An 18,809-nucleotide genomic window follows, 5' to 3' on the forward strand; every position below is an offset into this window, starting at 1 on the left:
TCATGGACGAGTTCATCCGCGGTTTCTGGGTCTTCGCCGGCAGCTACTGGTGGCTCATCTTCCCCATCATGGGCATGGCCGGCGGAGCCGCGAAGGCCTGGGAGCGCAGCGCGAAGCGCCGGCATGAGCGCCGTCTCGAGACCCTGCGCGTCAAAGCCGAGCTCAAGGCGGCTCAGGTCGAAGCCCGTGGCGGCAGACGCCTCGGCCCCTCGGTCGTCGACACGACGGCGCCTCCGGTCGCATCGAACACCCTGCTCGAGCGACTCTTCGCCGAGCACGACGAGATCACCGCGCGCTGGCTCGACTACGAGCTCGATGTGGCGAAGCTCATCGCCTTCCCCGCGATGAGCGACGGCCGCCAGCCGCTCGTCGCCGCGTTCCTGCGGGCGAAGCGGACGGCTGACGCGCTGCGACCGGCCTCAGCCGACGCGTCGGTCACCGAGCAGCAGGTGTCGGAGTACCTCGACGCGGTCGGCGCCTACGCCGTGGCGTTCGAGGTGGCCGAGAAGGATGCCAGGCGGCTGCGCGACTCGACGTTCTCCGAGCCGGAGCGCAAGCGCCTCGACCGTGCGCAGCAGCTGCTCAAGGTCGCGGTCGACGAATCGGCCACGCAGGCCGAGCGGAACATCGCCTACAAGCGGGTGCGCGACGAGCTCGACGGACTGATCCTGCTCAGCGACGAGGCCGTGCAGGTGCTCGAGAAGCAGGTGGCGAAGGAGCTGCCCGCGCAGCCGGCCGCGGCCCCGGATGCTCCGGAATCGCATCCCGAACCCGAGCGGATGCCGCTGCGCCGCGACGAGGCATCATGACGCCGGAGAACCTGACCGGGCCGGTCTGCGTGCACGCCGAGGCGCCGGTGTGGTCGCCGTCGTGGGGCGGAGTCAGATGGGTGGATGCCGAGGCCGCCGACCTCGTGACGCTGAGGGACGACGGCATCCATCGCCTGCACCTCGACGACGACTACGCGGCGTTCGTCCGGCCCCGCATCGGCGGCGGCTTCGTCGCGGTCGGAGCGCGCAGTCTGCACCTCGCCGACACCGCGGACGGACCGGCGCAGGTCGTCACCTCCTTCGACCTCGGGTCCGCCCAGTTCAACGACGGCACGGTCGACCCGCGTGGTCGCCTGCTCGCCGGATCCATGTCAACCGGAGACGACAGCGCGGCCGGGAGAGTGCTCCGCATCGACGGCGATCTCTCGTCGACGGAGATCCTGTCGGGCGTCGAGACCTCGAACGGCATCGGCTTCTCCCCCGACGGCACCCTCGCCTATTACAACGACACGCCGACCGGCCGCGTCGACGTGTTCGACGTCGTCGACGGCGAGCTGCGCGACCGGCGCGGGTTCGTGTCGATCGCCCACGACCAGGGGATGCCGGACGGCCTCACCGTCGCTGCAGACGGGTCCGTGTGGGTCGCGCTCTGGAACGGCTCGGCCGTGCACGGGTACTCGCCCGAGGGCGCGCTGGTCGCCCGCATCGAGCTTCCGGTTCCGCAGGTCAGCGCGTGCACCTTCGGCGACGACGACCTCGGCACACTGTTCATCACCACGTCGGCCCAGGGCCTCGACCCCGATCACGGCACGGAAGCCGGATCACTGTTCGCGGTGCGCCCCGGTGTGCGCGGAATGCCGGTCGTGCCGTTCGCCGGCTGACATCATGACGAAGACCATCGTGATCACCGGGGCGTCCGACGGCATCGGCGCGGCCGCCGCGCGGCAGCTCGCCGATTCCGGACACCGCCTGCTGCTCGTCGGGCGATCGCCCGAAAAGACCCGCGCCGTCGCCGAGGCCGCGGGTGCCACGGCTCTGACCGCCGACTTCGCGCGACTCGACGACGTGCGGACGCTGGCCGGTCGGATCGACGACCTCCTCGGCGACGACGGCCTCGACGTGCTCGCGAACAACGCCGGCGGCATCTTCGGCGACCGCACCCCCACAGTGGACGGTCACGAGAAGACCATCCAGGTCAACCACCTCGCACCGTTCCTGCTGACGAACCTGCTGCTGCCCCGATTGCTGCGCAGCCGCGCTGCCGTCATCAACACGTCAAGCGTCGGACACAGACTGTTCGGGAACCTCGATGTCGACGACCTCGACAACCGGAAGAAGTACAGCGCCAACAAGGCATACGGCGACGCCAAGCTCGCGAACGTGCTCTTCGCGAAGAGCCTGCACACGCGGTTCCATGCCGACGGGCTGAGCGCGGTCGCCTTCCACCCCGGCACCGTGCGCACGAACTTCGCGGCCGACTCGTCGAGCCTCATGCGCCTCGTCTACCGCAGCTTCCTCGGCCGGCTCATCCTCACCGGGGTGGAGGAGGGCGGCAGCGTCCTGCGCTGGTTCATCGAGGGCACCCCCGACGAGACCTGGTTCTCGGGCGCCTACTACGACGAACGCACCCTCTCGAACCGCGTCAATCCGCAGGTCGACGACGCCGCCCTTGCCGAGGCGCTGTGGCAGAAGAGCGCCGAACTCGTCGGGATCCGTTGAGGCCCGCCGCACTTTCGAATCGCTCATCTTGCAGCTTCGGGAGTCTGAGAACTGCGAGGTGGGCGATTCGAAAGCTCCGTCACGGGAGTAACATGGCACGTCGGGCGCGGTGGCGTTCGAATCCGAGGTGCGAGAGGCGGTGATGGCGATGTCCGGTGATAGTAGCGACGCCGCCGTCGTTCGCGTCGCATTCCACGGCCCCGTTGCGTCGAGCTGAGACAGCTCCGCACGACCGTTCCGCACGCAGCGTCGGCGGCGTCATCCGCCCCTGACGATTCCTGCGCCCGCCGCCGACCCTTCGCGGCGAGCGCCTGCGAGAACGGAGGCCGCATCATGGCCCTCATCGACAACGGCGTGTACGTCCACGGACGTCGCGTGGAGACGCTGCACAACCTCGACGACACGTCGCGCACCCTCGGCGCGCTCGGCGGCATCGCGTGGATCGGGCTCTACCGCCCGAGCCCGCAGGAGGTCGAATCGGTCGCGCGCGAGTTCGACCTGCATCCGCTGGCCGTCGAGGATGCGCTCTCCGGGCACCAGCGCTCGAAGGTCGAGCGCTACGGCGACACCCTGTTCGCGGTGCTGCGTCCGGCGCGATACCGCGACAAGGAGGAGTCGATCGAGTTCGGCGAACTGCACCTGTTCATCGGACCCGACTTCGTCGTGACGATCCGGCACGCCGAGTCGCCGAACCTCGCCGCCGTGCGGCGGCGCATGGAGGCGAACCCCGAGCTGCTCGCGATGGGGCCCGAGGCCGTGCTCTACGCGATCCTCGACGAGGTCGTCGACGAGTACGAGCCGATCGTCGCCGGACTCGAGAACGACATCGACGAGATCGAGGACCAGCTGTTCGGCGACAGCGACGACGACGCCCTCTCCCGCCGCATCTACGAACTGTCGCGCGAGGTCATCGGTTTCCAGCGCGCCGTGCACCCACTGGCCGGGATGCTGCAGTGGCTGCGTCGAGGATCGGACAAGTACCGGATCGACGAGGAGCTGCAGCGGTCGCTGCGCGACGTGCTCGACCACGTCATCCGCGTGCAGGAGAAGATCGACTCGTTCCGCGCGATCCTCGAGAACGCCCTCACGGTGCAGTCGGCGCTCGTCGCCCGGCGCCAGTCGGAGGCGGGACTCGCGCAGAACGACGAGATCAAGAAGATCTCCTCGTGGGCAGCGATCATCTTCGCCCCGACGCTCGTCGGCACCGTCTACGGCATGAACTTCGAGGGGATGCCGGAACTGCAGTGGACCTTCGGGTACCCGATGGCGATCGGCGCGATGGCGGCCTTCGCGGTCGGACTGTACGGGGTGTTCAAGTACAAGCGCTGGCTCTGACCGCGAACCGTTCTCTGCGTCGAGACCCACCTCCCGCGTCGAGACCCACCTCCAGCGACGTCGTTCCGGGTGGGCTTCGGCGCGCGTGATGGGTTTCGACGCAGGAGCGGGCGGGGGGGGCGCGGGGGAGCGCCGGTAGGGTCGGAGCGTGACCAGCGCAGCATCCGACCTCGCCCGCCTCGCCGATCTCCTCACCGGCGCAGAGCCGCTGAACTGGGTCATCACGGGTGACTCGATCACGCACGGACTCGTGCACACGCAGGGTGCGCGCAGCTACGCCGAGCACCTGCATGAGCTGATCCGCGGCGAACTCGGGCGCACGCGCGACATCGTCGTGAACTCGGCGATCAGCGGACACCGGCTGCCCGACATCCTCGGCGACTTCGAGCGGCGCGTGTCGTCGTGGCGTCCCGCGGTGGTGACCCTCATGATCGGGACGAATGACATGTCGACGCTGCCCGGCAGCCCGCACGTCGAACCCGCCGCGTTCACGGCATCCCTGCGCGAGTTCGTGGCACGCGTGCGCGAGACCGGCGCGATCGTCGTGCTGCAGACGCCGCCGTCGATCGACACCGTCAACGCGCCCGGCCGGGAGCGGATCGCGGAGTTCGCGGATGCCGTACGCGCCGCCGCAGCGGCCGACGACGTCATCCTCGTCGACCAGAACGCCCGCTTCACCGAGCTCGGCGCCGGCGGTGTGCCGTGGGGCCTGATGAACGACCCCTTCCACCCGAACGCCGCCGGCCACGCGGCGCTCGCGCTCGGGCTCGCCGCAGCCCTCGGCATCCGTCCGGCCGCGTCGCGCACCCTGCCGCTGCTCGAGGCGCAGGTCGCCGCCGCACGACTCGGCTGACGCACGCATCCCCTTCCTCCCCACACCGACGCCCCCTCTGAGCATCCACGCCCCCGCTGAGTGACGCCGCTCAGAGGGGGCGTCGGCGCTCGGCAGAAGAATCTCAGTATTCGGTGTTGCTAAGTACCGGTACTTAGTGTTACTTTGTACCGGTACCCAGCAACACTGAGTACCGAACGAGAGAAGGGAGCGTCATGGGCAAGCAGATGACCGAGATGCTCAAGGGCACTCTGGAGGGCATCGTCCTGGCCCTCCTCGCCGAGCAGCCGGCCTACGGATACGAGATCACAGCGAGACTGCGCGATCACGGATTCACCGACATCGCCGAGGGCACGATCTATGCACTGCTCGTGCGCATCGAGCAGAAGAAGCTCGTCGACGTCGAGAAGGTGCCGAGCGAGAAGGGGCCGCCCCGCAAGGTGTACTCGCTCAACCCCGCCGGCACGCAAGAGCTCGAGGAGTTCTGGACCACCTGGAACTTCCTCGCGCAGCACATCGAACAGCTGAACACCACCCGCACCACCGCGAACACCACGAACACCACGAACACCACGAACAAGGAGAACTGACATGGCCGCCAAGTGGCTCGAGTTCATCACCGGATCACTCGAGCAGAAGAAGCAGTACCGCGATGCGAAGAAGCGCATCGACGCCCTGCCCGAGCCTTACCGCACCGTCGCCAACGCCCAGCACCGCTACACGATGTACTACGGCGGCATCACCGACGGCGACACCCTCGTGCGGATCTTCCTCGACCTCGCAGACCTCTGGGAGCGCGCAGCCGTCGACGGAACCCCCATCGCCGACATCGTCGGAGACGACCCGGTCGAGTACGCCGAGAGCTACGCCGAGGCGTACGGCGGCTCGCAGTGGGTCGACAAGGAACGCGCGCGCCTCGTCGAGGCCGTCGACGACGCCAAGAAGAAGGAGAGCCGATCATGACCACCACCGCCATCAGCGTCCGCGGCGTCGAGAAGTCGTACAAGGACCTCCGGGTGCTGCGGGGCGTCGACTTCGAGGTCGAGAAGGGGTCGATCTTCGCCCTCCTCGGCTCGAACGGCGCCGGCAAGACGACGATGGTCCGCATCCTCTCGACGTTGCTCCGAGCGGATGCCGGAACCGCCGCCGTGCAGGGATTCGACGTCGCAGCAGAGCCCCTGCGGGTGCGCGAGTCCATCAGCCTGACCGGTCAGTTCGCCGCGGTCGACGAGATCCTCTCCGGCCGGGAGAACCTCGTCCTCGTCGCGAAGCTGCGCCACCTCCCGCACCCGGGCGAGGTCGCCGACCGGCTGCTTGCGACGTTCCGTCTGACGGATGCCGGGAGCCACAAGGTCGGCACCTACTCCGGCGGCATGCGGCGACGGCTCGACATCGCGATGAGCCTCGTCGGCGACCCCGAGGTCATCTACCTCGACGAGCCCACCACCGGGCTCGACCCGGAGGCCCGCATCGAGGTGTGGGCCGTCGTCAAGGAGCTCGCGAACACGGGCACGACCGTGTTGCTCACCACCCAGTACCTCGACGAGGCCGAGCAGCTCGCCGACCGCATCGGGATCCTGCACGAGGGCCGCATCATCGCGAACGGCACGCTCGCCGAGCTGAAGGCCCTGCTGCCTCCGGCAACCGTCGAGTACGTCGAGAAGCAGCCCACCCTCGAGGAGATCTTCCTCACCCTCATCGGCCCGTCCGCTCCCGACACAGACAAGGAGAAAGCAGCATGAGCACGCACTTCGCCGCGGACACCGCGACACTCACCGGCCGCTCGATGCGGCACATCTTCCGCAGCCCCGACACGATCATCACCACCGCGGTCACCCCGATCGCGCTGATGCTCCTGTTCGTGTACGTCTTCGGAGGAGCGCTTCGGACCAGCACCGGCTCCGAGAACTACGTGAACTACCTGCTGCCCGGCATCCTGCTGATCGCGATCGCATCCGGCATCGCCTACACGGCGTTCCGGCTGTTCGCCGACATGCAGAGCGGCATCTTCGAGCGGTTCCACTCCATGCCGATCGCGCGGTCCAGCGTCCTCTGGGCGCACGTGCTGACGTCGCTCACCGCGAACGCCATCACCCTCGCGATCATCTTCGGGGTCGGGTTCGCGATGGGATTCCGCACCGGAGCCGGCGTGCTCGCATGGCTCGGGGCCATCGGCATCCTGCTGCTGTTCACGCTGGCGCTCACGTGGCTCGCGATCATCGCCGGACTCAGCGCCAAGACGGTCGACGGGGCGAGCGCGTTCTCGTACCCGCTGATCTTCCTGCCGTTCATCAGCTCGGCGTTCGTGCCCACCGACACGATGCCGGGGCCTGTGCGCTGGTTCGCCGAGAACCAGCCGGTGACGTCGATCGTGAACACGCTCCAGGCCCTGTTCGCCGAGCAGCCCGTCGGGAACGACATCTGGGTCGCGCTCGCCTGGTGCGTCGGCATCCTGGTCGTGGCGTATGTGCTCGCGATCGTGACGTACAGGAAGAAGATCTCTTGACCTCGCCCAGCGAGACGGAACGCTCCGTCCGGACCCTGCGTCCGGCCGGGGCGTTTCGCCGCGCTCGGCGGCAGTCAACGGCTGTGCGGTGTCGAGTCACCGCACGGTGCGCAGGAGATCGCACGCAACGAAGGAGGGATCCGCGTGAAAGCTCCTTCGCAGCGCGAGATCTCCTTCGGTACGGGCGGCGCCGAGTCGGACGCACAGCAGAGCGGATGCCGCGGCCTCACCGCAGCCCGAGCGGACCGAGCACGACGGCCTGACGGGTCCGCATCCACCGCACGCCGTGCGCCCGCCGCTCGGCGCGGGTCGCGAAGCGGTACCGGTACGACACCGCGCGCACCCACCGCGGCCGTTCGCCTGCGAACGGGTCGGAGCGCAGCAGGGCGAGCGTCGGAGCATCCGCCTCGAGCAGCCGCAGCAGGAACACCGTGAACCAGTCGTCGAGCGAGCGTCCGAGCGGCAGGAACCACATCAGCCAGTCGAGCCGCAGGTGGTACGGCGCGAACTGACCGGGCACGCGCCGCACGTCGCCGGGCTTGCCCTTGAACTCGTACTCCCGCCACAGCAGCGCGTCGTCGTCGAGCGAGCCCTCCACCACGATCTCGATGCGCTCCTTCGTGACCGTGCCGAACGCGCCGTACGCATTCGCGATCTGCCACCGGTTGAAGCTCGCGTTCATGAGCTGTCGCCGGGCGAAGAGGTTGCGCAGTGCCGGCCAGCTCAGCGCAACCACGAGCAGACCGACGGCCGACGTGATCACGAACCAGGGCAGCGGGATGCCCGGCCACGCCGTGCCCGTCTCCTCCTCCGACGCCGGTGAACCGATCCCCGGGAGCGCGACGGCCGAGAACGCGATCACGATCGTCACCCAGTTCAGCCACGCGAAGTTCCCGGTCGCGACGAGCCACAGCTGCGTCGCGATCATGATGAGCGCGGCCGTCGTTCCGATGATCTGCGGCACAGACCCGGGCACCCAGATCGACAGCAGCGGAGCGAACACGAATAAGGGCACGGCGAGCTGCGCGATGTGATTGCCGACAACCTCCGCCCGGTGGAACCACCTCGGCAGCAGGTGTGCTTGACGGCTCAGCGGTCCGGGCATCGGCTGCGTCTCGTGGTGATACATGAGCGCCGTGAGGTCGCGCCATTCGCGCCCGCCGCGGATCTTGATCATGCCGGCGCCGAACTCGACCCGGAACAGCAGCCACCAGAACAGCACGATCACGACGGTCGGGGGCGGCTGGTCGTGCGAGCCGAGGAAGGCCGCGAGGAACCCCGCCTCGAGCAGCAGCATCTCCCACCCGAACGAGTAGAAGGTCTGCCCGACGCTCACGATCGACATGTATCCGAGCCATAGGGCGAGGAACGCGATCATCGGCACCCACGGCGGCGCGAGCTGCGGGATGCCGAGCACGAGCAGCACGGCGATCGCGATGCCGCACCAGCACAGCGCGACCAGGCGGCGGTCGGTGTAGCGGATGCGGAGGAAGACGGTCGGATGCAGCATCCGCCGTCGCGACGGCTTGTCGCCGACCCAGTCGAGCAGGGCCGGGGCCGGGAGCAGACCGTGCTCGCCGAGCAGGGGGCGGAACTGGTTCAGCGTCGAGACGAAGGCGACGAGGTACAGCGCCGCGATGCCGCGCTGCAGCACCTCGCGGGCGAACCCGAAGTCGACCGCGGCGAACCCGTCCATGCGGTCAGGCTACGTCTCGTGAATCCGGCGCCGAAGGGGGTTGCGCCCGGGCCGCGGGTCGTCGAGCGAGAGCCCCCCCGGGTCGTTGAGCGAGGAGCGCAGCGACGAGACGAAACGCGGTGAGGCGATCTCGAACCCCGCCGCGTTTCGTCTCGCTCCGCTCGCTCAACGACCGGGGGTCACCGCGCCCGCCGCTCAACGAGCCGGAGGAGGCATGCCTTCAGGTCAGTCGACGACCCAGTCGAACTCCGAGCCGTGCTCCTCGAGCCATGCGTCGACGGCCTCGGCCTCGCGACCCTCGCCGTACTCGTTGACGACGAGGTCCTCCAGCGAGCCGTACTGCGCGTCGTCGAGCTTGATCTTCTCGATCAGCTCGGCGGCCTCGGGGAACTCCTCGGCGAAGCCCTTGGTGCCGAGGAAATGCAGGCCCTCGGCCTCGCCCATCGCACCCTTCGGGTCTTCGAGGTCCTTCACGGGGTACGCGTCGTTGGCCCAGAACGGACGCCAGAGCGTCACCACGATGTCCTTCTCGTTCTCGGTCGCCGACTTCAACTCGGTGAGCATCGCGGCGGTCGACGAGGTCACGAGCTCGTACGACCCGTCGAGTCCGTATTCGGGCATCATCTTCTGCGTCTGGCCGGTGAGTCCTGCGCCCGGCTCGATGCCGTAGATCTTGCCGTCGAACCGGTCGCTCGCCGCGGCGAGCTCGTCGATCGAGTCGATGTCGGTGTACTCGGGCACCGCGATCGTCAGCTTCGCGTTGTCGTAGTAGGTGCCGAGGTCTTCGATCGAGTCGCCGTAGGTCGCCATGTACTCGGCGTGCGTGATCTCGGGCCACGCCGACGGGAACACGTCGACGTCGCCCTGCGCGAGCCCCGTGTACAGCGGCCCCGCCTCGGTGAGCGTGTTCATCTCCACGGTGTACCCGAGCTTCTCGAGCTGATCCTGCAGCAGGTACGCGGTGCTGAGCCCGTCGGTCCACGAGGGCAGGAACCCGAGGGTGATCGTGCCTTTGTCGCCGCCGCCCGCAGCATCCGACCCGCCGCCGGCGAGTTCGATCGTGCCGCCGGCGCCGTCGCTCGCGCACCCGGCGAGGGCGAGGGATGCCGCGGCGCCGAGCGCCGCGACGGTGGTGAGCCTGCGATTACGCATTCTGGAGCTCCTTCTCTTCGACGGACGCGGGTGCGGGGGCGGATGCCGGGGCGGCCTCGACCGCGGCGACGCGCTGCTGCGCGCGGCGATCGCGGACCAGGGCCAGCAGCGAACCGCGGTTGCGTCCGAGCGTGCCGAGAGCAGCAGTGACGCGGTCGAGGAAGACGGCGATGAGCACGACTCCCAGGCCCGCCTCGACGCCCTTGGCGATGTTCACGGTGGAGATGGCCTCGACGACCATCTTGCCGAGCCCGTCGGCTCCGGCCATACCGGCGATGACGGCCATCGAGAGCGCGAGCATGATGACCTGGTTCACGCCGGCGAGGATGGTAGGCATGGCGAGCGGAAGCTGGATGCCGCGCAGGATCTGCCCCGGCTTCGCGCCGAACGCCTGTCCGGCCTCGACGGTCTCGGAGTCGACGCCGCGGATGCCGAGCTCGGTGAGGCGCACACCCGGCGGGAGCGCGAAGATCACCGTCGCGACGAGACCGGGCACGACGCCGATGCTGAAGAACACGATCGCGGGGATCAGGTACACGAAGGCGGGCATCGTCTGCATGAAGTCGAGCACCGGCTTGAGAACCGCTCGCACGGTCGCGTTGCGCGCCGACCAGATGCCGAGGGGCATCGCGATGATCACGGCGACGAGCGCGGCGACCAGCACGAGGGCGAGCGTCTGCATCGCGGGGACCCAGAGGCCCATCGCGACGATCAGCGTGAACGAGATCGCAGTGCCGATCGCGAGCTGCCACGACCGCACCAGCCACGCGATGAGCGCGGCGACCACGATCACGACGTAGAAGTACGGCAGGAGCAGCAGAAAGGTCAGCCCCTGCACGAGCGAGGTGACGACGAACGACACCACGTCGAGCAGACCGTCAAGGTTGGTCTTGATCCAGTCGACGCCGGCTGCGACCCAGGATCCGAGGGGGATGCGGAAGCCGTCCATCAGCGCACCTCCTCTGCCATCGGGGTTCCCGATCCCGTCGATGGGGCGGGTTCGGCAGTCCATCCGTCGTCCAGCACCGCGTCGATCTCCGCCTGCGGCATGGGCAGCAGCGGAAGGGTGAGCTCGCCTGTGGCGCCTGGCCCGGGGCCGAGCGCTGCAAGCAGCGTGATGCGGGGGATGACGCCGACGAGACGTCCGTCGGCGTCGACCACCGCGAGTGGCAGCGGCGACTCGACCGAGGGGATGAAGAGGTTCATGAGCACCTCGTCGACGCTCACGCTCTGCGGCACAGGCTTGAGGATCGACTCGAGAGTCGTCACGCCCTTGCGCACCAGTTTCACGGCATCCCTGTCGGTGACGATGCCGAGCAGCTTGCGGTCGCGGCCGGTGACATACGTCGCCGACATGAAGGCATCCCGCATCTGGCGCAGTGCAGTGCGCGGGCCGGCCGTCTCGGCGACGACGGGGCGAGGGCGGTCCATGACGTTGCCGGCCGTGAGCACGCGGGCGCGGTCGACGTCCTGCACGAACTGCTCGACGTAGTCGTTGGCGGGGTCGGTGAGGATGTCCTCGGGCGTGCCGATCTGCACGATGCGGCCGTCGCGCATCACGGCGATGCGGTCGCCGAGGAACATGGCCTCGTTGAGGTCATGCGTGATGAAGACGATCGTCTTCTGGAACTTCTCCTGCAGCTCGAGCAGCTGCTCCTGCATCTCGCGCCGGATCAGCGGGTCGAGGGCGCTGAACGCCTCGTCCATCAGGAGGATGTCGGTGTCCGCGGCGAGCGCGCGGGCGATGCCCACGCGCTGCTGCATGCCGCCGGAGAGCTCGGAGGGGAGCTTGTCGGCCTGGCCCTCGAGACCGACGAGGGACAGGATCTCCTCGGCCTTCGCGAGACGCTCGGCCTTGCCGACGCCCTTCAGCTCGAGCGGATAGGCCACGTTCGCGGCGACCGTGCGGTGCGGCAGCAGGGCGAAGTGCTGGAACACCATGGAGATGCGGTCGCGGCGGATCTCGCGCAGTCGCGAGCCCGGGATGCCGGTGATGGCGTCTCCCCCGACGAGCACCGAGCCGTCGGTGGCCTCGTGGAGACCGTTCAGCATCCGGATGATGGTGGACTTGCCGGAGCCGGAGAGCCCCATGATGACGAAGATCTCGCCGCGCTTCACGGTGAAGCTGGCGTCGATGACGGCTGCTGTCCCGTTCTCGGCGACGTCGGTGCGGGTCTCACCGGCTTTCAGGCGTCGCACCGCCTGGTTCGTGTTCTTGCCGAACACCTTGTACAGATTGCGCGCTTCTAGAGCGATTTCGGACACGTTTCCCCCGCGGCTCGCCTTCGGGTGGCTGAGCCTGCTTCGGTTACGCCCGGGTGACGCTCCCGGCCGTTTCGACATGGTGCTGTGGCGGCACGGACGGCGGATTTCGGATCCCCCGCGATAGAGCATCGACCGTACGCCCACGCCTCTTCGCAGCACAGCACATTCGAAAGAAGGACGCGGTCGCGGACTGGTCTTCGGGCCATCAGGCCCACAGACCAACGTAACGAAATGGCCGGTCAGCGCCAAATCCGGGTTTGCTAGTCAGCCTGACTTTCCGCGGCTGACCGGGGGATTGCGCGGCGTCCGTCGCGCGTGTCGTCGGGCGTTTCGTCAGCGGCGGATGCTGCGCGTCACCGTGAACTTCGGGGTACGGTGCACCTGCTCCGTCGGCCCCACGAGACGGGTCAGTTCGGCTCGATACCCCAGCGACGAGTTGTACACCGTGAAGAGCTCGCCACCCGAGCGCAGGATGCGGGCGGCTGCCTCGAAGAGCCGGGTCGCGGCTCCCGTGTGGACACTCGTGCCGAGATGGAACGGCGGGTTGAGGAGGACGGCGTCGGCGCTCTGGTCGGGGAGCTCGGATGCCGCGTCATCGTGCGTGACCTCAATCCGGTCGGCGACGCCATTCGCTGCGGCAGTGGCACGGGCCGAGGCGACCGCTGCAGCAGAGCGGTCGGTCGCGATGACCCGGGCGTCCGGGTGGGCGAGAGCGTAGGACACCGCGAGCGCGCCCGTTCCGCAGCCGAGATCGACGACGGTCCGCGCTGCCGGCGCGTCGCCGGGTTCACCGCCCGGAGCCGCGCCAGAGCGGTCGAGGTCGAGCGTCTCGAGCAGGACCCGTGTGCCGATGTCGAGCTTCGCGCCGGCGAAGGCGCCACCGTGGGCGACCAGGACGAGCCCCACGTGCTGCTGCGCGACGGGGAAGCGCGGTTCGCCCGCGGCATCCCGCGGTTCCGAGGCGACGATGAGCCGCGACTTGCGCTCCGACCGCTGCGCCTGCACGACGGCGAAGCTTCGCGCGAGCACCTCGTTCTGTGCGAGCGTCATGTGCTTGACCCGACCGCCGGCGATGAGCACGACATCGGGCGCAGCCCACCGCGCGACGGCGTCCGCGATCTCCTCGAGCTCGGCGAGCGACTTCGGCAGCTGCAGCAGTATGAGTCGCGCGCCCGCGAGGAGTTCGGCATCGAGCTCATGCGGCGCGTACCCCGTGAGTCCGAGGTCGGCGGCGTTGCGATCGAGGGCGCGGCGACCGGTTGCGAGATCCTGGTGCACCCGCACGCCGGTGAGGCCCGCCGCGACGAGAGGCAGGGTGATCGCTCCATACTCGTCGCCGATCACGGCGATCTCCTCGCCCGGCACGTCGAGTGCGAGCGCCCGCTCGACGAGCAGCACGTCGGTCGCGTCGTGAGCCTGCAGGTTCTCGGCCTCGACGTCTGGCCACCGACGAAGCCGCGCGTACGGGAATCCCATCCGTTCAGCCTAGAAGCGCCCGGCCCTTGACCCGGACTGAACACGCGTTTAGCCTGCTGTACATGCGTTCAGCATCTGACGATCTCACGGCCCGCGCCCGCATCCGCGACACCGCGATCATCGCGTTCGCCCGCGACGGCTTCGACGCGACGAGCCTGCGGTCCATCGCCCGCGAGGCCGGGGTCAGCCCGGCGCTGATCGTGCATCACTTCGGGGATAGGAACGCCCTGCGCGCCGAGTGCGACGCGCACGTGGTGAGCGTATTCATCGACGAGGAGCACGCGGTCATCGAGGCCCCGACGCGGGACCGCATCCGTGCGGCGATGCACGACATCGAGCGCTACGGCCCCTACATCGACTACTTGGCGCGCATGCTCGTCGACGGCTCACCCGCGGCCGATCTCCTCTTCGACAGACTGCTCGACGCCACCCGGCGCGTCTTCGAGGATCAGCGCAACGCCGGAGTGCTCGAACCGATGAGCGACCCCGAGATGACGATCCTCCTGGTCACGATGATCGGACTCGGACCCGTCGTGATGCGCGCGCAGATGGCGCGGGCGCTCGGGTCCGATCAGCTCAGCCCGGCGGGGCTCCGGCGCATGACCGTCCCGACCCTGGAGCTGCTCACGCACGGCATCTACTCGACCACTGCGCTGCTCGACGGAGCACGTGCGGCACCCGCCGATGGAGAAGCGGAGGAGGCTCGAGAATCATGACCGACGCGATAGAGATCCGGAAGCTGCACAAGCGCTACGGCCGCCGCGTGGCGGTCCACGAGCTCGACCTCACGGTGCGGCCGGGTACCGTGTTCGGACTCATCGGCCCCAACGGCGCCGGCAAGACCACGACCCTTCGCACGCTCGTCGACGTCATCCGCCCGTCGTCGGGCGATGTGCGAGTGCTCGGGGCGGAACCGAGGCGCGACGGGGCGGCGCTGCGCCGACGCATCGGGTACGTGCCCGGCGAGCTGCGCCTCGAGGGCCGCGCGAGCGGACACCGCACCCTGTCTTTCTACGCCCAGGTCTCCGGCACGTGCGACGCCGCCGAGACTCTGCGGAACGCGCGCGACCTGGCCGATCGCCTCGGCGTCGACCTCGGCCGACCGGTACGCACCCTCTCGAAGGGCAACAAGCAGAAGGTCGGCCTCATCCAGGCGTTCATGCACCGCCCGGAGCTGCTCATCCTCGACGAGCCGACGAGCGGCCTCGACCCGCTCGTGCAACGCGAGTTCCTCGCGATGGTCCGCGAAGCGCGGGATGCCGGACAGACCGTCCTGCTCAGCTCGCACGTCCTGAGCGAGATCCAGCAGACGGCCGACCAGGTCGCGGTGCTCGCGAACGGACGCGTGGTCGCCGACGGAGACGTGTCGTCGCTCCGGCTCGGCTCGATCCGTCGGGTACGCGCGGAGCTGGCGGCGGATGCCGCGGTCGCCCGCCGTGCGCTGGGCAGCGTTCCGGGCCTCGCCGGTCTGGAGCTGCGCGAGGCCGACGGCATCCTGCAGGTCTCCGGCACCGTCGAGGGCGCCATCGATCCATTCGTGAAGGCGCTCGCCCGATTCGAGGTGCGCGACCTGTCGGTCGAGGAGCCCGACCTCGAGGAGTCCGTACTGCGCCTGTATGGCGCGGCTTCGTCTGCCGGCCCTGCGCCCTCTCCTTCTGCGCCGAAACCCACCTCGCGCGTCGATACCCACCACGAACGACGTCGGGCGAGGTGGGCCTCGTCGGGCGAGGTGGGTTTCGACAGGGAAGAAGGGGAACACGAGGCGGATGCTGCCGCACCACCCTCCCGGCGATCCCGGCGCGCACGGCGGGAGGGGCGGCGATGAACGGCATCCTCCCGGTGTTCCGGCGCAGCCTGCGCGAGTCGTGGCGGAGCGTGCTCGGCTGGACCGCCGGCATCGCCGCTGTCCTCGCGCTGTATCTGCCGCTGTACCCGAGCCTCGGCGGCAGCGCGCAGCTGCAGGACCTCATCTCCGCGCTGCCGAAGGAACTCGTGGAGACGATCGGCTATGACCAGATCTCCAGCGGAGCGGGTTATACGCAGAGCACGTTCTACGGGCTCATGGGCTTCCTGCTGCTGACCATCGCTGCCGTGGTCTGGGGCTCCGCGGCACTCGCGGGCGCCGAGGAGAGCGGCCGCGCCGAACTCGATCTCGCGCACGGCATCGGGAGGGTGCGGTACGCCCTCGAATCGGCCCTCAGTGTGCTCCTACGACTGCTGTGGCTCGGAGCGTTCTCCGGACTCATGGTCTGGGCACTGAACGGACCGGCCCAACTGGACCTCGAGCCGGCACGCATCGTCGGTGCGAGCGCCGCGCTGACCGGGCTCGCGTTCCTCACGGCATCGGCGGCACTGCTCGCGGGAGCGGCCACGGGCCGCCGCGTCTGGGCCACCGGCGTCGGCGCGGGGATCGCCGTGCTCGGGTACATCCTGCAGGCACTCGCGAAGCAGTCGAGCGACATCGAGTGGCTGAACGCTCTCTCGCCGTATGCCTGGGTGTATCGGCAGTCGCCGCTCACCGAAGGGGTGGATGCCGGAGGCCTTGCGCTCGTCTGGGCGTCGGCGACAGCGCTCGCCGCGGCGTCCGCGATCGCGCTCCGCGCGCGCGACCTGCGGGGCTGAATCGGGGCGCCTCCCTTGCGGAGGAAACACGATCGTCACACAATGGTCATCTAATGGATCATTCTGATCTATTAGATGGATCACGACGACGTATCCCGAGGAGCCCCGCATGACGCTGACCATCGCCGGACTGCAGCACGACGGCGTCGCCGGCGATGTCGAGGCGAACCTCGCGGTGATCGCCGAAGCGGCTCGAGATGCCGCATCGCGAGGAGCAGACCTGCTCGTCACGCCCGAGATGTTCGTCACCGGCTACAACATCGGCGACGCGCTGGCACCGCTCGCCGCGCCCGAGCTCGTCGACCGCATCGCGGAGATCGCGCGCTCGGAAGGCATCGCGATCATCGCCGGGCTCCCCGAAACCCTCCCGGAGGGCGGCATCGCGAACTCGCTCGTCGCCGTCGACCGCGACGGCACCGAACTGCTCCGCTACCGCAAGACCCACCTCTTCGGCGACCTCGATCGCAGCCTCTTCGTGCCGGGCGACACCCTCCCGCCCACGATCGACATCGACGGCGTGAAGGTCTCGGTGCTCATCTGCTACGACGTCGAGTTCCCCGAGACGGTACGCGCCGCGGCCCTCAGCGGGGCGGATGCCGTCATCGTCCCGACCGCGCAGATGGAACCCTACGCGCACATCGCCGAACGGCTCATCCCCGTGCGGGCGTGGGAGAACCAGGTGCACGTCGTCTACGTCAACCGCACCGGTATTGAAGGCGACCTGACGTATGTCGGCCGCAGCAGCATCGTCTCCCCCGAGGGCGTCATCCTCGACTCCCTCGGACCCACCGAGACCGGCCTCCTGATCGCCACGATCGATCCCGAGGCCACGCGACGCGCGCGACGGGAGAACCCGTACCTCGCCGACCGCCGCACCGATCTGTACTGACCCCCTCCTCTCCCGCATCCCCTTCCGGATGCTCGTCGAAAGAGACCACATGACCGTGTCCCCTCTCGCCGAGCCGCGCCAGCGCCTCAGCGGCCAGCTCGGCACCGGCGCGATCGTCTTCATGGTGATCGCCGCCGCCGCTCCCCTCACCGTGATCGGCGGCAACGTGCCGATCGCGATCGGTTCCGGCAACGGCGCCGGCGCCCCGATCGGCTTCGCGCTCGCGGCCGTCATCCTGCTCGTCTTCTCCGTCGGTTTCGTCACCATGACGCCGTTCGTGAAGGAGGCCGGCGCCTTCTTCTCGTATGTGACCGCCGGACTCGGATCCCGGTTCGGACTCGGCTCCGCCTTCACCGCCCTCGTCGCGTACACCGCGATCCAGGTCGGCGTGTACGGCTACATGGGCTGGGCGGTCGACGACCTCGTGACGTTCTTCGGCGGGCCGAGCCTGCCGTGGTGGCTGTACTCGTTCGCGACCATGGCGATCGTGGCTGTGCTCGGATACCGGCACATCGAGCTGAGCGCCAAGGTGCTCGGCATCGCGCTCGCCCTCGAGATCCTCGTCGTGGTCGTGCTCGACGTCGTGATCTTCGCCACCGGCGGCGCCGAGGGCATCGCTCTCGAGACCTTCGACCCCGCCAACGTCTTCACGGGCGGAATCGGCGTGGCGGTGCTGTTCGCGCTCACCGGATTCATCGGGTTCGAGGCGACGGCGGTCTTCCGTGACGAGGCCCGGGCGCCCGAGCGCACCATCCCGCGGGCGACCTACCTCGCGGTCATCATCATCGGCGTCTTCTACGCCATCTCGTGCTGGGCGCTCGTCACCGGAGTCGGTGCGAGCAACGCCGTCGCGGTGGCGCAGCAGACGCTCGCCGGCGAGGGCAACCTGCTGCTCGACACCACGACGCAGTACCTCGGGCCGATCCTGCGCGACGTCGTACAGGTGCTGCTCATCACGAGTCTGTTCGCCTGCGTGCTCTCGTTCCACAATGTGATCGCGCGCTACCAGTTCACGCTCGCGCACAAGGCGGTCCTCCCCGCCCGACTCGGACGCCGTCACCCGGCCCACCACTCTCCGGCGTTCTCGTCGATCGTCCAGACGATCACCGCCGCCGCCGTGCTGGCCGTCCTGGCGCTGCTGGGCCTCGACCCCCTCGTCGGCGTCTTCGGTTCCATGGCCGGGGTCGCGACGGTCGGCATGGTGCTGCTGATGCTGACGACCTCGATCGCCGTGCTCGTCTTCTTCGCGCGACGCCCCGAGCTCGCATCCGGGCGATCGGTGAAGGCGCGGGTGTTCCCAATCCTCGCCGTGATCGGTCTCGCGTTCGCACTGTGGCTCGTGCTGTCGAACTTCACGCTCGTGACCGGGGGCAGCGTGGCGGTGAGCACCGTGCTCGCGCTGATCCCCGTCGTCGCGATGGCGATCGGTATCGTGGCGGGCAGGCGGTTCCCCCTCGACGCCGAACTCGTCGAGGACCCCGCCGCACCGGATCGCACGGAGGAACGCGCGACGAGCTGAGTCGGGTCGCCCCGGCCGACCGGTGCCG

Annotated in this window: 19 protein-coding genes; 14 read left to right on the forward strand and 5 right to left on the reverse strand. The window is 68.9% G+C overall.

The genetic code is table 11. The features are described 5' to 3' along the window. Positions 1-2: 2 nt before the first annotated feature. The 9 genes from M3195_RS02040 (at position 3) to M3195_RS02080 (ending at position 7,162) form a co-directional block, all read left to right on the forward strand. The gene (locus tag M3195_RS02040; RefSeq protein ID WP_251584730.1) at positions 3-809 is read left to right on the forward strand and encodes a hypothetical protein; all 807 of its coding nucleotides are present in this window, start codon (positions 3-5) and stop codon (positions 807-809) included. Next, on the forward strand, positions 806-1,651 hold the full coding sequence (locus M3195_RS02045; RefSeq protein WP_251584732.1) for an SMP-30/gluconolactonase/LRE family protein: 846 nt from the start codon (positions 806-808) through the stop codon (positions 1,649-1,651). Before M3195_RS02040 ends, M3195_RS02045 begins: the two co-directional genes overlap by 4 nt. A gap of 4 nt (positions 1,652-1,655) precedes the next feature. Beyond that, positions 1,656-2,489, forward strand: a complete 834-nt coding sequence (locus tag M3195_RS02050; protein WP_251584734.1) for an SDR family NAD(P)-dependent oxidoreductase — start codon at positions 1,656-1,658, stop codon at positions 2,487-2,489. Between the two features lie 333 nt (positions 2,490-2,822). Next, positions 2,823-3,824, forward strand: a complete 1,002-nt coding sequence (locus M3195_RS02055) for a magnesium and cobalt transport protein CorA (RefSeq protein ID WP_096714022.1) — start codon at positions 2,823-2,825, stop codon at positions 3,822-3,824. Positions 3,825-3,972: 148 nt separating this feature from the next. Next, positions 3,973-4,677 (forward strand): SGNH/GDSL hydrolase family protein, encoded by a 705-nt coding sequence (locus M3195_RS02060; RefSeq protein ID WP_251584736.1) that lies wholly within the window; start codon positions 3,973-3,975, stop codon positions 4,675-4,677. Between the two features lie 194 nt (positions 4,678-4,871). Continuing rightward, positions 4,872-5,246 carry a PadR family transcriptional regulator gene (locus M3195_RS02065; protein WP_251584738.1) on the forward strand — a complete coding sequence of 125 codons (375 nt, stop codon included), beginning with the start codon at positions 4,872-4,874 and terminating at the stop codon, positions 5,244-5,246. 1 nt (position 5,247) lies between these two features. After that, positions 5,248-5,619, forward strand: coding sequence for a DUF1048 domain-containing protein (locus M3195_RS02070; protein WP_144875791.1), 372 nt, complete (start codon positions 5,248-5,250; stop codon positions 5,617-5,619). Next, entirely contained in the window at positions 5,616-6,398 is a 783-nt protein-coding gene (locus M3195_RS02075; protein WP_251584740.1) for an ABC transporter ATP-binding protein, read from the forward strand. The genes M3195_RS02070 and M3195_RS02075 overlap by 4 nt, the downstream gene beginning before the upstream one ends. Further along, positions 6,395-7,162, forward strand: coding sequence for an ABC transporter permease (locus M3195_RS02080; RefSeq protein ID WP_251584742.1), 768 nt, complete (start codon positions 6,395-6,397; stop codon positions 7,160-7,162). Before M3195_RS02075 ends, M3195_RS02080 begins: the two co-directional genes overlap by 4 nt. 226 nt (positions 7,163-7,388) lie before the next feature. Here M3195_RS02080 and M3195_RS02085 read toward each other — a convergent pair whose 3' ends face one another. From M3195_RS02085 to M3195_RS02105, 5 genes are all read right to left on the reverse strand, one after another. Further along, positions 7,389-8,858, reverse strand: a complete 1,470-nt coding sequence (locus tag M3195_RS02085) for a lipase maturation factor family protein (RefSeq protein ID WP_251584744.1) — start codon at positions 8,856-8,858, stop codon at positions 7,389-7,391. Between the two features lie 225 nt (positions 8,859-9,083). After that, the gene (locus M3195_RS02090) at positions 9,084-10,010 is read right to left on the reverse strand and encodes a glycine betaine ABC transporter substrate-binding protein (RefSeq protein WP_251584746.1); all 927 of its coding nucleotides are present in this window, start codon (positions 10,008-10,010) and stop codon (positions 9,084-9,086) included. After that, positions 10,003-10,959, reverse strand: a complete 957-nt coding sequence (locus tag M3195_RS02095; RefSeq protein WP_251584748.1) for an ABC transporter permease — start codon at positions 10,957-10,959, stop codon at positions 10,003-10,005. The genes M3195_RS02090 and M3195_RS02095 overlap by 8 nt, the downstream gene beginning before the upstream one ends. Continuing rightward, on the reverse strand, positions 10,959-12,275 hold the full coding sequence (locus M3195_RS02100) for a quaternary amine ABC transporter ATP-binding protein (RefSeq protein ID WP_251584750.1): 1,317 nt from the start codon (positions 12,273-12,275) through the stop codon (positions 10,959-10,961). The genes M3195_RS02095 and M3195_RS02100 overlap by 1 nt, the downstream gene beginning before the upstream one ends. A gap of 333 nt (positions 12,276-12,608) precedes the next feature. Further along, positions 12,609-13,751, reverse strand: coding sequence for a class I SAM-dependent methyltransferase (locus tag M3195_RS02105; protein ID WP_251584752.1), 1,143 nt, complete (start codon positions 13,749-13,751; stop codon positions 12,609-12,611). A gap of 62 nt (positions 13,752-13,813) precedes the next feature. Between M3195_RS02105 and M3195_RS02110 the strand changes: the two genes are divergently transcribed. The 5 genes from M3195_RS02110 (at position 13,814) to M3195_RS02130 (ending at position 18,781) form a co-directional block, all read left to right on the forward strand. Then, entirely contained in the window at positions 13,814-14,467 is a 654-nt protein-coding gene (locus M3195_RS02110) for a TetR family transcriptional regulator (protein WP_251584754.1), read from the forward strand. Further along, positions 14,464-15,576, forward strand: coding sequence for an ABC transporter ATP-binding protein (locus tag M3195_RS02115; RefSeq protein WP_251584756.1), 1,113 nt, complete (start codon positions 14,464-14,466; stop codon positions 15,574-15,576). Before M3195_RS02110 ends, M3195_RS02115 begins: the two co-directional genes overlap by 4 nt. Continuing rightward, positions 15,573-16,373 (forward strand): ABC transporter permease subunit, encoded by an 801-nt coding sequence (locus M3195_RS02120; protein ID WP_251584758.1) that lies wholly within the window; start codon positions 15,573-15,575, stop codon positions 16,371-16,373. Before M3195_RS02115 ends, M3195_RS02120 begins: the two co-directional genes overlap by 4 nt. Before the next feature lie 109 nt (positions 16,374-16,482). Beyond that, entirely contained in the window at positions 16,483-17,262 is a 780-nt protein-coding gene (locus M3195_RS02125) for a carbon-nitrogen hydrolase family protein (protein WP_251584760.1), read from the forward strand. A gap of 49 nt (positions 17,263-17,311) precedes the next feature. Beyond that, positions 17,312-18,781 carry an APC family permease gene (locus tag M3195_RS02130; protein ID WP_251584762.1) on the forward strand — a complete coding sequence of 490 codons (1,470 nt, stop codon included), beginning with the start codon at positions 17,312-17,314 and terminating at the stop codon, positions 18,779-18,781. Positions 18,782-18,809: the final 28 nt, after the last annotated feature.

Source organism: Microbacterium hydrocarbonoxydans (assembly GCF_023715885.1).
Taxonomy (GTDB): Bacteria; Actinomycetota; Actinomycetes; order Actinomycetales; family Microbacteriaceae; genus Microbacterium; species Microbacterium hydrocarbonoxydans_C.

What these genes read in the sequence shown, in the direction of transcription:
- M3195_RS02040 (WP_251584730.1), top strand. Translation starts at nt 3, where the DNA reads ATGGACGAGTTCATCCGCGGTTTCTGGGTCTTCGCCGGCAGCTACTGG.
- M3195_RS02045 (WP_251584732.1), top strand. Translation starts at nt 806, where the DNA reads ATGACGCCGGAGAACCTGACCGGGCCGGTCTGCGTGCACGCCGAGGCG.
- M3195_RS02050 (WP_251584734.1), top strand. Translation starts at nt 1,656, where the DNA reads ATGACGAAGACCATCGTGATCACCGGGGCGTCCGACGGCATCGGCGCG.
- M3195_RS02055 (WP_096714022.1), top strand. Translation starts at nt 2,823, where the DNA reads ATGGCCCTCATCGACAACGGCGTGTACGTCCACGGACGTCGCGTGGAG.
- M3195_RS02065 (WP_251584738.1), top strand. Translation starts at nt 4,872, where the DNA reads ATGGGCAAGCAGATGACCGAGATGCTCAAGGGCACTCTGGAGGGCATC.
- M3195_RS02070 (WP_144875791.1), top strand. Translation starts at nt 5,248, where the DNA reads ATGGCCGCCAAGTGGCTCGAGTTCATCACCGGATCACTCGAGCAGAAG.
- M3195_RS02075 (WP_251584740.1), top strand. Translation starts at nt 5,616, where the DNA reads ATGACCACCACCGCCATCAGCGTCCGCGGCGTCGAGAAGTCGTACAAG.
- M3195_RS02080 (WP_251584742.1), top strand. Translation starts at nt 6,395, where the DNA reads ATGAGCACGCACTTCGCCGCGGACACCGCGACACTCACCGGCCGCTCG.
- M3195_RS02085 (WP_251584744.1), bottom strand. Translation starts at nt 8,858, where the DNA reads ATGGACGGGTTCGCCGCGGTCGACTTCGGGTTCGCCCGCGAGGTGCTG.
- M3195_RS02090 (WP_251584746.1), bottom strand. Translation starts at nt 10,010, where the DNA reads ATGCGTAATCGCAGGCTCACCACCGTCGCGGCGCTCGGCGCCGCGGCA.
- M3195_RS02095 (WP_251584748.1), bottom strand. Translation starts at nt 10,959, where the DNA reads ATGGACGGCTTCCGCATCCCCCTCGGATCCTGGGTCGCAGCCGGCGTC.
- M3195_RS02105 (WP_251584752.1), bottom strand. Translation starts at nt 13,751, where the DNA reads ATGGGATTCCCGTACGCGCGGCTTCGTCGGTGGCCAGACGTCGAGGCC.
- M3195_RS02110 (WP_251584754.1), top strand. Translation starts at nt 13,814, where the DNA reads ATGCGTTCAGCATCTGACGATCTCACGGCCCGCGCCCGCATCCGCGAC.
- M3195_RS02115 (WP_251584756.1), top strand. Translation starts at nt 14,464, where the DNA reads ATGACCGACGCGATAGAGATCCGGAAGCTGCACAAGCGCTACGGCCGC.
- M3195_RS02120 (WP_251584758.1), top strand. Translation starts at nt 15,573, where the DNA reads ATGAACGGCATCCTCCCGGTGTTCCGGCGCAGCCTGCGCGAGTCGTGG.
- M3195_RS02125 (WP_251584760.1), top strand. Translation starts at nt 16,483, where the DNA reads ATGACGCTGACCATCGCCGGACTGCAGCACGACGGCGTCGCCGGCGAT.
- M3195_RS02130 (WP_251584762.1), top strand. Translation starts at nt 17,312, where the DNA reads ATGACCGTGTCCCCTCTCGCCGAGCCGCGCCAGCGCCTCAGCGGCCAG.